This window comes from Nocardia sp. CA-151230 (assembly GCF_050942175.1).
Lineage (GTDB): Bacteria > Actinomycetota > Actinomycetes > Mycobacteriales > Mycobacteriaceae > Nocardia.
Genome location: NZ_CP192061.1, coordinates 6705471 through 6718183 on the forward strand (window position 1 = coordinate 6705471; position 12713 = coordinate 6718183).

Below are 12713 nucleotides of genomic sequence, written 5' to 3' on the forward strand. Positions count from 1 at the left end.
TTCGCTCCGGCTTCCGCTACAAGCGCGGGGAGGGGGAGCAACAGTCCGGAATCGAGTGCGGGCCGCGAACCTTCGGGTGTGGGAAGGGGTTCAGCGCGATCCGGCCCGGTGCGGCATACTCGGGCAGTAGGTTTCGCGTCCAGCGTGCCCGTGCGGGTACGTCCCAATCCTTAGACCCCGGAAAGAGGTTCTCGGCGCAGTGTGTGGTCTGCTCGGTTTTCTGACAGCTACAACGGCTACTACTCCGGATGGGCGGACGGTCGAAACCACCGCGGCACAGGTGTACGAGGCCCTGCACTGCCAGCGCCATCGTGGCCCCGACGAGCGCGGCACCTGGAACGACGAGCGCATGATCTTCGGCTTCAACCGCCTGTCGATCATCGATATCGAGCACTCGCACCAGCCGCTGCGCTGGGGTCCGCCGGAGAACCCCGAGCGGTACGCCATGACCTTCAACGGCGAGATCTACAACTATCTCGAGCTGCGCGCCGAGCTGAAGGAGGCGCACGAGGCGGAGTTCGGCGATGAGCCGATGTTCCGCACCGAGGGTGACGGCGAGGCCATCATGGCCGCCTTCCACTACTGGGGTGCCAAGGCCCCGAGCCGGCTGCGCGGCATGTTCGCCTTCGCCATCTGGGACACCCAGCTGAACAAGCTGTTCCTGGCGCGCGACCCGTTCGGCATCAAGCCGCTGTTCATCGCCACCGGCGCCGGCGGCACCGCCTTCTCCAGCGAGAAGAAGAGCCTGCTGGGTCTGCTTCCGGCGCTGGAGCTTTCCGACGACCTGGACCCGCGCGCGCTCGAGCACTACACGGTGCTGCAGTACGTGCCCGAGGCCGAGACCCTGCACAAGGACGTCCGCCGCCTCGAATCCGGTTGCTACGCCTGGGTCGAGCCGGGCGAGACCCCGCGGGTGACCCGCTACTTCAACCCGCAGTTCCGGGTGCAGAAGTTCGCGGCGGGCTCGGAGGCCGAGCGATACCGGGAGATCGCGGAGGCGCTCGAGGACTCGGTCGCCAAGCACATGCGCGCGGACGTCACCGTCGGCGCGTTCCTGTCCGGCGGCATCGACTCCACCGCCATTGCGGCGCTGGCCATCCGGCACAACCCGAACCTGCTGACCTTCACCTCGGCGTTCGAGCGGCAGGGCTACTCCGAGGCCGACGTGGCGGCCGAGACCGCCGAGGCCATCGGCGCCAAGCACTACATCCGCATGGTCTCCCCCGAGGAGTACGCGGCCGCCATTCCCGAGATCGTCTGGTACCTGGACGAGCCCGTGGCCGACCCGGCGCTGGTGCCGCTGTACTTCGTGGCCAAGGAGGCCCGCAAGCACGTCAAGGTCGTGCTGTCGGGCGAGGGCTCCGACGAGCTTTTCGGCGGCTACACCATCTACCGGGAACCGCTGTCGCTCAAGCCCTTCGAATTCCTGCCCAAGCCGCTGCGCAAGCTGGCGGGCAAGCTGTCGGACCGGATTCCGGAGGGCACCCGCGGCAAGAGCCTGCTGCACCGCGGCTCGCTCACCCTGGAGGAGCGCTACTACGGCAACGCACGCAGCTTCAACGACGCCCAATTGCGTTCGGTGCTGCGGGAATTCCGCCCCGAGTGGACCCACCAGGACGTGACCGCCCCCATCTACGCCATGCAGGGCTACCACTGGGATCCGGTGGCACGCATGCAGCACCTGGACCTGTTCACCTGGCTGCGCGGCGACATCCTGGTCAAGGCCGACAAGATGACCATGGCCAACTCCCTGGAACTGCGCGTCCCCTTCCTGGACCCCGAGGTCTTCAAGGTCGCCGAGAAGATCCCGGTCGACCAGAAGATCACCAAGGAAACCACCAAATACGCCCTGCGCCAGTCGCTCACGGACATCGTGCCCCCGCACGTCCTCAACCGCGCCAAGCTCGGCTTCCCGGTCCCCCTGCGCCACTGGCTGCGCGGCCCCGAACTCCACGACTGGGCCCGCGCCCAGATCACCGAGTCCGGCACCGACCACCTGCTCAACAAGCAGGCCATCCTGGCCATGCTGGACGCCCACCGCACCGGCCCGGTCGACCACAGCCGCCGCCTCTGGACCCTGATCGTCTTCATGATCTGGCACGGCATCTTCGTCGAGAACCGCATCAAGCCCGAGATCCAGGAGCCGACCTACCCGGTCAACCTGTAGTCAGGCTTCACGTGATGGCCGCACGCCCATCCCGGGGTGTGGCCATCACGTTTTCGGCGCGACTCCTGTCAGACGATTCCTCTGCTGTTCACTGCCAGGCATGCAGCAGATCCTCCGGCCCCCAGTGAGCCGCAACCGGCAAGTCGCCGTGCACTCCGGAGCGCGAGACCGCTACCAAAGGAGTGTCGAACTGCGCGCCGGGCACAGCGAGCACACCGCGTGCGAGGGCATCGTAGTCGTGGCGATCGAATGGTCGATCCTCCAGCCATTTGATCGATCCGATGAAATGCACTGCACCCGCGACGGGTTCGCGATCGGCGCCGATCAAGTCGAGCTCGGGATTGTTCTGCCGATTCCACCACCCTCCCACCGCTTCGGTTTCCGGCCATCGGGCATTGGGCAGCAAGCGCAGCAGTGATTCCCGGATCACCGGCTCTACCGCACGGCCACGCCACGTCGTCCACGAACGCTCGATCCGGTCCAACGCCAGATCACCCCGGCCACGCTCGATGAGCGGAATTCCCCGTTCCAGAAAAGCCAGCCAGAAACGCAGATAGGAATCGGCGATTCGATAGCGCTTGTTCTTCCTGTCCGGCTTCGTGGACAGCGGCAGATCGGCGGCCACTATTCGCTTGGCCTGCAAGGTATTCAGCAATGGCGTCAACGTCCCGGCCGGCAGCACGCCCGAACTACCTGCCGCGGAAGCGATGGAACTGAAGGTGCGTTCACCGCTGCCGATCGCCTCCAGCACAGCACGCGAACGCGACGCCTCGGGAAACTCACCCAGCAGCGACAACTCGCCGGCCACCAGCAGCGGCGACAATGGATTCGCCGCTACCTCACGCAGGAAATCCGTGCGGCTCATGCCCGACTGCCAGGACCGAACGATTTCCGGGAATCCACCGGTGATCAACAACGCATCCAATGCCTCGGCTGCCGGGAGTTCGGTCATGGCCTGCACATCCGCCAAATGCAGTGGCGCAACGGTCATTTTCGCTGCCCGCCCGAAAAATGGGCGGCCGTGCGTCTGCAGCGCTTCCATCACCGCGATGTCGCTGCCAACCAGTACCAGCAGCACCGGCTTGGCCGAAAGGTGCCGATCCCATACCGCCTGCAGCGCTCCCTCGAACTCGGAGTCCTGCTCCACCAACCAGGGCACTTCGTCGAGCACGACAATGCTCGCGGCGTCATCCGGCAATGCGATGGACAGGGTCCGCAACGCCTGGTTCCAATCGCCTGCCGATAACCCCGTGACCAGTTCCGCCCCCGGCAGGGGCGACTGTGCCGCGGTAGCCACGAAGTCGTCTCGTTCAGCGGCCGGGTTTCGCCCCCGCGTCGCCTGGAAGACGAGATATGGCAGACCGGAACGGTCGCAGAACTCCTGCACCAGGCGTGACTTCCCAACCCGACGCCGGCCGGTCACAACCACAGCGCGTCCTCGAGTCGCACCGGCCCCACCGGTCACAAGTTCCAGCTGCCGCCCCAGCAGATCGAGGTCTGCCGCCCGTCCTTTGAACTCCACCCGCGGCTCCTATCAACAGGAGACCTCATCTTACATAGATTCAATCTAAGTTAGCGTCGTTCTATGTAACCTGCATCACCAGAATGCTGGCTGATCGATGACTCGCGGGGCGAATGGATCAGGAAGCTGTGCCCGTTCCGACGCTCGCCCGATGAGTGGGCAGGCTTCGTCGAACGCAGTTCGTCGGCACCTGCGAATTCCGGTAGGCCACGCGCCCAGCGGCCTATCCAGCGCGGTATCGCTGCACGGGTCACGCTTGATTGGTGGGGTTACCCGCCAGGTGGGTGACATGGACGCCGATAGCGGGCCAGCCGTCGGGGGCCGTGGCACGGGGATCGCGTTCCAGGACAACGAGATCGGCACACTTGCCCGGGGTGATGGATCCGGCGATGTTCTCGGCGAAGAGGTGCCGGGCGGGGTTGACGGTCTGGGCGGCGAGGGCGTCCTCGACGCTGATCCGCTCCTCCGGGGCGAGGACTCGGCCGGTGCGGGATTTGCGGGTCACGGCGGCTGCCACATTGGGATTCGGGTGGTTCGCGTCGACGGTGACGATCGGTCCACCGGTACAGATCCGATCGGCCGAGCTCATTTTGCGCGCTCCTTCGCTGCCACAGCAGTACGGTAACCACTGGTTAGCCACAATATTTGCAGCGTTACTGCAATAGGGTGTTCGTTTCACCGGAAGTCCTCCTCGCCACCACACCTTCTCGGAAAGGACTCGGTATCAATGGATCTCCCGTCCACTGGCGACGCCCCGCGCGTCAACCGCCGCACGGCCATCGGACTCGGCGCCGCCGCGCTGGCCACCCTGGGCCTGACCGCCTGCGGCAAGTCGGGCAACAGCTCGACCGCGACCAGCACCACCCCGGCCTCCAACGACCTCAAAGCCGTCGCCACCGATGCCTACATCTTCGGATTTCCGCTGGTCCTCATGGATGTCACCCGTGAAACCGGTGGCCCGGCCAATGAATTCGTGCACCAGGATCCGCCCACGCCGGAGGAGAAGCAGGTGGTCCGGCTCAACCTGGACACCCTCTACTCGCAGGCCTGGCTGGACCTGAGCGCCGAGCCCATGGTGGTGCAGGTGCCCGCCATCGGACCCGACCGGTACTGGCTCATGCAGCTCCTGGACGCCTGGACCAATACGGTGCACGATCCGGCCAGTACGAACCCGCGGCTCGAGGACGGGGTTCGCAACCCGCCCTACACCTACCTGGTCACCGGGCCGGGCTGGAAGGGCACGGTGCCCGACGGCATGACCCAGCTGGCCATGCCCACCGACACCAGCTGGCTGCTCGGCCGCATCGAGTACAAGGGCGACAACGACATCAAGCGCGTGCGGGCGCTGCAGCAGAAGCTGAAGCTGGCCCCGCTCAGCGTCTGGAGCGCCGATCCGACCGCGGTTCAGGGCGGCCCGGGCGCCCAGCTCGCGGGCGGCGGCATCCCGGCCCAGATGGTGATGCAGATGGACGGCCCCACCTTCTTCACCCGCATGTGCGCGGTGATGGCCCGCAACCCGCCCGCGCCCGAAGACGCCGACGCCATGAAGCGGTTCGCCACCATCGGCATCACCACCGGCGCCACCGCGAGCACCGCGCCCGCGGACGTCCTCTCCGCGGCCATCGGCGATGCCCGCAAACAGCTCGCCGCCTACCGGGACCCCAAGGCCCAGCACCAGAACGGCTGGACCTTCGACCTGAATATCGGCACGTACGGCACGAACTACCCGCTGCGCGCGCTGGTCGCGGCGGTCGGTCTGGGCGCGAATCTGCCCCGGGACGCGGTGTACCCGAGCCTCGACGCGAATGCCGAGGGCGGCAGCCGATTCCGGGTGACCTTCGCCGAGGATCAGCTGCCGCCGGTCGGCGCGTTCTGGTCGCTCACGGCCTATGACGAGCAGAACTACCTGATCCAGAATCCGGCGGGCATCTACTCGGTGGGCCACCTGGTGCCGCTCACCCCCGCCGCCGACGGCACGGTCGAGATCGCCGTGCAGAGCGCCGATCCCGGCGCGGACGTACCCGTCGGACACTGGCTACCCATTCCGGAGACCGGCCCGTTCTCCCTCACCTTGCGGCTCTACGCGCCGAAAGACGAGGTGCTGAACGGGACGTGGCAGGTCCCGAAGCTGGAGAAGCTGAGCTGACCGAGGTCCCGCCGGGTCGCACGCCTTCTCACCGGCGTAGCACCCGGCGGGCCAGCCAGTTGCCGAGGAACTGAATCCCCTGAACCCCGGCGATAATGATCAGGGTCGCCACCAAGGTGACCTGCCAGTCGAACCGCTGATAGCCGTACACCAGCGCGAAATCGCCCAACCCGCCACCACCGACCGTCCCCGCCATCGCGGACATATCGACAATGGCGATCACAATGAAGGTGTACCCGAGCACCAAGGGGCCCAACGCTTCCGGAATCAGCAGAGTGAGGATGATCCGCAACGGCCCCGCTCCCATCGAGCGCGCCGCCTCGATCACCCCCGGATCCACTGTCACCAGATTCTGCTCGACAATCCGCGCGATCCCGAACGAGGCCGCCACGATCATCACGAACGCCGCCGCATCCGTCCCGATCGTCGTCCCGATCACCTTCAGCGTCACCGGCCCCAGCGCGGCCAGCAAGATGATGAACGGAATCGGCCGCACCACATTCACCACAACGTTCAACACCAGATTGATCGGCGCATTCGCCAACAACCCGCCCTTCCGGGTGGTGTACAGCGCAGTCCCCAGCGCCAGCCCTATCGTGCCACCAACCACGAAGGTGAGCAGCACCAAGTAGATGGTCGTGCCGACGGCCTCGCTCAAAACCGGCCGCAATCGACCCCAATCCGTAGGCACCGCAGCCAGATTCACAATTCCGGCATTCACGCTCTCCTCCGCTCACCCTGGTCGCCTGCCACCGCTGCGCCCTCGGCCACCGACTCAGCGCGATCCGCCGCAGTCCCGCGATCAACAACCGCCGCCGATCCGACTCTGCCCGCCTGCTGTGCCGCGCCATCTGCCACCTGTACCGCGCCGACCGCCGCTGAGTTCACGTCGTCCGCAGCCACTTCCGCCCCTCCGACGGCGGGCGCGGCGCGGTCCGCCGGACGCGCCGGGTCTGCTGCCGGCTCCGCACGCGCCGCGTGAACGACCGCCGATTCGATGCGGGCCGCCAGGGCCGGCTGATCATCGCGGGCGGTCGCCGTCGCGGTGTGCGCGGCGAGCCGCTCGGCGACCTGGCTCACGGCGGCCTCGGGTCCGTCGAGCGCGAGGGTGAGACTGCCGAAGGTCTTGTCCTGCAATGCGCTCACGCCGCCGAAGACCACCTCGAAGCTCACGCCCGTTGCGACAGCGGCCGCTAGTTCCACGCCCACTCCGTGCTGGTCGTCGATGTCCACGGTGATCAATAGTCCGGTGTGCCGCTCCCCCAGCCGTTGCAGTTCCACCGTGGTCGGCCGGTTGTGCAGGACGGTTTCGACGAAGGACCGGGTGGGGGCCGCAGTCGGTGCGGCGAACACGTCGAAGGTGCTGGCGAGCTCCACGATTCGTCCTTCGGCGAGGACCGCGACCCGATCGGCCACCGCGCGGATCACGTCCATTTCGTGGGTGATGACCACGATGGTGACGCCGAGCTCGCGGTTGATCTTCTTCAGCAGCCGCAGCACCTCACCGGTGGTCTGCGGGTCGAGCGCCGAGGTCGCCTCGTCGGCGAGCAGCAGTGACGGCGAGGTGGCCAGTGCCCGGGCGATACCGACGCGCTGCTTCTGGCCGCCGGACAGCTGGTCCGGGTAGCTGCGCGCCTTGTCCGAAAGTCCCACGAAGTCCAGCAGTTCGGCCACGCGCGCTTTGCGCCGCGCGCGTGGCCAGCCCGCCACCTTCAAGGGGTATTCGATATTGCCGGCGGCGGTGCGCGAGCGGAACAGGTTGAACTGCTGGAACACCATGCCGATATCGCGGCGCAACTGCCGCACCCGCGATTCCGGGACGCCGGTGATGGGGTCCCCGGAGACGAGCACGGTGCCGTCGGTGGGTTGCTCCAGGGCATTGATCAACCGGACCAGCGTGGACTTGCCCGCGCCGGAATAGCCGATCACACCGAAGATCTCGCCCTGCTCGATGCGCAGGTCGATGCCGTCGAGCGCCGTGTGGCGTTGCTTACCGGTCCGGAAAACCTTGGTGACCGACCGGAATTCGACGGCCGCGACGGAACTCCCTCCGGTCGCGGATGAATTCCCGCCGGTTACGGCACTGTCGTCGCTCACTTGGTATCGCGGATGGTCTGCTGCACCCGCGCCAGGATCAGCTCCAGCTCGGGCCCGCTCTTCGTCACTTCGAGCGCGGTGCCCTTGGAGTCCTCCTGCACAGACTTCTGCACCTCGGGGCTGTGGAAGATGTCCACCAGCTTCAGGTAGGTGGCATTGCCCTTGTCCGCGGCCCGGGTGACGAACGCATTGATGTACGGCTCGGCGCCGGGATTGCCAGGATCATCCTTGTACAGCGCTGATTTCGGATCGATGCCGGACTTGAGCAGATAGGTGTTGTTGACGACGGACCCGTCCACCGACGCCAGCGACAGCGCGGTCTGCGCCGCGTCGACCGGGGTCACCTTCACCTTGGAGGCGCCCTTGTCCACGTCGGCGGGCGTCGGCTGGCGAACTGACCTGTTGATCTTCAGCAGTCCGGCCGCCTGCAGGACGAACAGCGCCCGCGCCTGATTGGTCGGATCGTTCGGAATGGCGATCTCACCGCCCTGCGGGATCTCGGCCACCGACTTGTGCTTCTTGGAGTACAGCCCCAGCGGCACGATCTGCGTGGCGCCGATCGGCGTCAGATCCTGATTGTTGGCCACGTTGTACTGCCCCAGGAACTGGAGGTGCTGGAACAGATTCACATCGATCTGCTTCTGCGCCAGCGCCGTATTCGGCTGCGAGTAGTCGGAGTAGTGGACGATATTCAGGTTGATGCCCTGTTCCTTGGCCTTGTCCTTGAAGACGTCCCAGTGCGGATCGGACTCGGTGGTGCCGATGCGCACCGTGGTGCCGCCGGAGTCGCCGCTGCTGCCGCAGGCCGTGAGGGTGAGGCTCGCGACGGCTGCTACCAGGACCGGGATCGCCAGTACCCGATGGAATTTCACTCGTGCTCCCGCATGCTTGTACTGCTTCGTGACCGGTGGAAATCGAACCCGGCCATGCAACCGTGCGGGCAATCGCCGGGCAATGATTGCGATCCCGGGGAGCCAAACGCTTCCGGCCGCGACGACCGCTCGCCTACGGTGCCTGAAATGCGAAAATTCCGCCGCTTCCTGGTGATTCCGGTCCTGTTCGCGCTGGCCCTGACGGCCGCCTGTGGCACGGAACACCACGGCGACGTGGTCCGCATCGGCGTGAACGATCTCTCACAACCGCACTGGGACGTGGTCAAGAGGAAGGCCGCCGCCGCGGGCATCACGGTCGAGTTCACCAATTTCACCGACTACAACCAGCCGAATCCGGCGCTGTCCCAGGGCCGCATCGATCTCAACAAATTCCAGCACATCCGGTATCTGGCCAACTACAACGCCCGCAACAACGACACGCTGGTACCGATCGGGGCCACGGAGATCTATCCGCTGGGCCTGTATTCGAAGAAGCACAGGTCGGTGTCGGAGATCCCCCAGGGCGGGGAGATCACCCTGAGCAACAATCCCGCCAATCAGGTGCGGCCGCTGCTCAATCTGGCCGCCGCCGGGCTGATCGTGCTGAAGAACGGCGGCTCGTGGGATTCGAAGCTCGAGGATGTCGACAAGTCCGCCTCCAAGGTCCGGCTCACCACCATCGACCCGACGCTGACCGCCGCGTCACTGGACAGCGTGGATGCCGCCTACGTCGACGACACCTGGGCACGGCAGGCGGGGCTGACCAATGATCAGATCATCTACACCGATGATCCGAACCGTCCGGACCTGAAGCAGTACATCAATATCTTCGCCGCGCGGGCCGCCGACAAGGACAACCCGAAGTACGTGCAGCTGACGCAGATCTATCACGACCCGGAGGTGGAGGCCGCGATCAAGGCCGAGGTGGGATTCCAGGGCATTTTCAAGACCAACACCGCGGCTGATCTCCAGTCCACCGCCACCGATCTGGAAGCCAAATTCCGGCAATGACTTTCGGCGCGATCGACGGCTTCCCCTAGTCGACCGCTCCGCGGTGGGCGCGGGCGAGGCGGGCGCGAGCCCCGGCGATGATGGTGATGATCATGACGGTCATGACCTGGAGAGCGGTCAGGGGCAGCCGTTGCTCGGATGGGATGGGGGCGGCGTATTCGACGGGCGGCGGTGGGGGCGGCAGCGGCGGAACCGGCACCGGGGCAGGAGGAATCGCCGCAGGCGCTGGTACGGGTATCGGTGCGGCCGCGGGCACAATGGCAGGCGCGGGCGGGATCTGCAGCGGGATACCGGGTCCCGGCGCCATTGGCACCGGCAGCATGAGCATGCAGGTCAGCAGCGCGCTTCCGGTGGCCGCGCTGCCCACCGCCACGCTGCCCGCTCCGGCCGAGCCCGGCCCGACCAGCCCGCTGGAGCCGGGCACGAAGCCGGGGCCGATCAACCCCGAACCCATGCCGCTGCCGGTCAGAATGCCCAAACCCAGTGCGGCACTGCCCACCACAGCGCTGCCCGCACAGGCGGTGAGCACGCTGCCCGAGTTCAGATCGAGCAGGCCGCCGAGGCTGTTCGGGGCGGCGGCCGGACTCTCCGCGGCCGGTCCGGGTATTGCGAGATCCGCTGTGCGCGGCGCGGTTCCGCCCGCCGGCTCGGCGCTCCCGGACGCGCCGGTTTCGAGCGGGACTCCGGCCACCGGACTCTGCGCCACTCCCGCCGAGCTGCCGGAGGCAGCCCCGCCCTTGCCCGCGCCGCCCGGGCTACCGGTGTAGCTCCTTCCCGTACCGAGCCCGAGCGCGCTCCCGGTGGAAGCGCCGATCGGTGCGGCCCCGGTATCCGGAGCCGCGCTGCCGCTGATGATCTCACCGATCGGCGGCAGCTCCGGTAGTCCGAAATCGGCGGCCGCGACCTTCGGATGAATGGCGAGCAGCGCTGCGGTCAGTGGCACCGCCGTCGCCGCCGCGAATCCTCGTGCTGTTCTCCGGGTTCCGTTCACGTTGCCTCCGAAAGCCAAGTGCGGGTTCCTCGATCGAGCAGATCAGCGCGGATTGCCGCCGCTCGCCACCGGCGCGTCCGCGGCGATGTGCTGGAATCGGGCCAGGGCCAGCTCGTAGGCGTCCTTGGAGACGTGGTTGCCGCCCGAGAACGGCTGGTCCAGCTGGTAGATGGCCACGATGACCGCGCCGATCACCACGCCGAAGAGTCCGGTCATGAGAATGCTGCGCCTGGTGACCACCACACCGGAGAAGACCGTGCCGAACAGCAGCATGACGGTCGCGAACCACAGTGCCACATAAAGGAACCCGGGCAGTCGGTATCCGGCATCGAGGCCGCGGTCGTAGCGAGCCTCCGCGATCGCGTCCACCGCGGTGAGCGCCTTGTCCTGCGTGGACTTGGCATCGGCGTCGGCGGCGGGCGCGGAGGCCACCGCCTGGCGCAGATCGTCCAGCGTCGCCTGCGCGGCCGGGCTCAGCCGCCGCTGCTCGTCCATGACCTTCCACTCGTCGCCGACCACCTGCTTGGTGTAGTCGACCACCAGCGACTGGATCTGCTTACGATCCTGCGCCGGCATGTCATTGGCGGTCTCGTACACGCTGACCAGCGCCTTGCCCTCGCTCACCGTGTGCGCATGGGAGGTGTCGTACTGCTCCCACAGGATCACCACCACGAACGCCACGATGGCCGCGAAGAACATATTGACCATGTCCAGCATCATGTGCCCCGCCCCCGCATCGTCGCTGTGCCGCCACGACTTCGGCCGCACCCGATCACCAACGACGAAGACCCCCACCGCCACCACCGCGAACAACCCCAGCACACCCACCTGCATCAGGACTCCGAGCATTGCACGACTCCATTCCCACCCATGGCAGTTGCGATCACGAAGTATTCGCGGCCACCGGGCGGCCGGATCGCGAAGGGCAAACGAACTGGCACCGGGATACGACGTTTGCGGCAAATCCACTGCGCGCCTCGGTATTTCGGAGCCTCGGGCGTGTCGCGCTACCGGGCGAACGACAGCACTGCGGCAGCGACCGTGACGCTCACTTCCAGTGCAGCGCCGAGCACGTCACCGTTGAGGCCGCCGAACCGCCGCACACAGTGGCGCACCAGCAACATCGACCCCGCCAGGGCCACGACCACGGCCAGCGGACCCTGCCACGGATTCCGGGTAGCGAACACCGCCGCGAGACAAGCGATCCCACCGCAGGCCCAACCCAGGACCGGATGCTGCGTCCCCGCCACCAGCGCTCCGAATCCTGCACCCGGAGCCGCCTCGATCCCCCTCCGACAGGCCAACATCACCGCGACCCGCCCGACAGCAACCGCGACCACCACCGCGAGCCACCGCCCACCCCCGGCCAGCGCCCCCAGCGAAACCGCCTGAATCCCAATGACGAACACCAGCGCGGCCACCCCGAACGGCCCGGCCCCACCGCTCTTCATGACCTCCCGGGCCCGCTCCGGCGACCCATAACTCCCGAGCCCATCCATGGTGTCGGCCAGCCCGTCGATATGCATCCCCCGCGTGATCAACGCCAGCCCCGCCACCGCCACGAACCCGGCGAGCGGCCACGCGGACCCCAATTCACCCATCCCCCACAGCAATCCGGCGGCCAGTCCCCCGAGCAGCACTCCGACCAGAGGCGCCCACGCAATCGCCCGCCCCGCCACCACCCGATCCACCTCGTCCGGGCCCCGCACCGACAACACGGTCAACCACGACACCGCCAGCCTGACCGCGTTCATGCGATCACCCTGAACCGTTCCCACGCTGCCCATCGCGCAGCTCCGACCACCCCGGCGGAGCCGCCCTGCGTGCGCTGGTCGCGGGCCGCGGCGCTCGGCAGGGATGCTACGACCGCACGGCACCGGGCCCGGTTGCGCGGCATCGCGTCTCGC

Annotated in this window: 10 protein-coding genes and 1 pseudogene; 3 read left to right on the forward strand and 8 right to left on the reverse strand. The window is 67.1% G+C overall.

Annotated features, from left to right (window positions below):
- Positions 1 to 199: 199 nt before the first annotated feature.
- A complete protein-coding gene (gene asnB, locus ACQP1O_RS31660) occupies positions 200 to 2167 on the forward strand; it encodes an asparagine synthase (glutamine-hydrolyzing) (RefSeq protein ID WP_433562051.1) in 1968 nt (655 codons plus the stop codon).
- An 88-nt stretch (positions 2168 to 2255) separates the two neighbouring features.
- Here asnB and ACQP1O_RS31665 read toward each other — a convergent pair whose 3' ends face one another.
- Together ACQP1O_RS31665 and ACQP1O_RS31670 are read right to left on the reverse strand one after the other, a co-directional pair.
- Positions 2256 to 3689 carry an ATP-binding protein gene (locus ACQP1O_RS31665; RefSeq protein WP_433562052.1) on the reverse strand — a complete coding sequence of 478 codons (1434 nt, stop codon included), beginning with the start codon at positions 3687 to 3689 and terminating at the stop codon, positions 2256 to 2258.
- 250 nt (positions 3690 to 3939) lie between these two features.
- Complete coding sequence (locus ACQP1O_RS31670) at positions 3940 to 4278, reverse strand: amidohydrolase family protein (RefSeq protein ID WP_433562053.1); 339 nt, start codon at positions 4276 to 4278, stop codon at positions 3940 to 3942.
- A gap of 138 nt (positions 4279 to 4416) precedes the next feature.
- Between ACQP1O_RS31670 and ACQP1O_RS31675 the strand changes: the two genes are divergently transcribed.
- Positions 4417 to 5835: a DUF1254 domain-containing protein gene (locus tag ACQP1O_RS31675; RefSeq protein WP_433562054.1), complete on the forward strand. Its 1419-nt coding sequence runs from the start codon at positions 4417 to 4419 to the stop codon at positions 5833 to 5835.
- Positions 5836 to 5863: 28 nt separating this feature from the next.
- Here ACQP1O_RS31675 and ACQP1O_RS31680 read toward each other — a convergent pair whose 3' ends face one another.
- The 3 genes and pseudogenes from ACQP1O_RS31680 to ACQP1O_RS31690 all read right to left on the reverse strand — a co-directional run bounded on the left by ACQP1O_RS31680 (position 5864) and on the right by ACQP1O_RS31690 (position 8804).
- Positions 5864 to 6526: a methionine ABC transporter permease gene (locus ACQP1O_RS31680; RefSeq protein ID WP_433567862.1), complete on the reverse strand. Its 663-nt coding sequence runs from the start codon at positions 6524 to 6526 to the stop codon at positions 5864 to 5866.
- A 353-nt stretch (positions 6527 to 6879) separates the two neighbouring features.
- A pseudogene (locus tag ACQP1O_RS31685) lies at positions 6880 to 7932 on the reverse strand (methionine ABC transporter ATP-binding protein); the annotation flags it as partial.
- Positions 7929 to 8804 carry a MetQ/NlpA family ABC transporter substrate-binding protein gene (locus ACQP1O_RS31690; protein WP_433562055.1) on the reverse strand — a complete coding sequence of 292 codons (876 nt, stop codon included), beginning with the start codon at positions 8802 to 8804 and terminating at the stop codon, positions 7929 to 7931. The pseudogene ACQP1O_RS31685 and the gene ACQP1O_RS31690, both read right to left, overlap by 4 nt.
- Before the next feature lie 147 nt (positions 8805 to 8951).
- Here ACQP1O_RS31690 and ACQP1O_RS31695 point away from each other — a divergent pair, with 147 nt between their 5' ends.
- The gene (locus ACQP1O_RS31695) at positions 8952 to 9815 is read left to right on the forward strand and encodes a MetQ/NlpA family ABC transporter substrate-binding protein (RefSeq protein WP_433562056.1); all 864 of its coding nucleotides are present in this window, start codon (positions 8952 to 8954) and stop codon (positions 9813 to 9815) included.
- Positions 9816 to 9840: 25 nt separating this feature from the next.
- Here the strand turns inward: ACQP1O_RS31695 and ACQP1O_RS31700 are convergent, their stop codons facing one another.
- The 3 genes from ACQP1O_RS31700 to ACQP1O_RS31710 all read right to left on the reverse strand — a co-directional run bounded on the left by ACQP1O_RS31700 (position 9841) and on the right by ACQP1O_RS31710 (position 12560).
- The gene (locus ACQP1O_RS31700; protein ID WP_433562057.1) at positions 9841 to 10806 is read right to left on the reverse strand and encodes a hypothetical protein; all 966 of its coding nucleotides are present in this window, start codon (positions 10804 to 10806) and stop codon (positions 9841 to 9843) included.
- A gap of 42 nt (positions 10807 to 10848) precedes the next feature.
- Positions 10849 to 11655 (reverse strand): DUF4239 domain-containing protein, encoded by an 807-nt coding sequence (locus ACQP1O_RS31705; RefSeq protein ID WP_433562058.1) that lies wholly within the window; start codon positions 11653 to 11655, stop codon positions 10849 to 10851.
- Positions 11656 to 11813: 158 nt separating this feature from the next.
- Entirely contained in the window at positions 11814 to 12560 is a 747-nt protein-coding gene (locus ACQP1O_RS31710) for an adenosylcobinamide-GDP ribazoletransferase (protein WP_433562059.1), read from the reverse strand.
- Positions 12561 to 12713 lie beyond the last annotated feature (153 nt).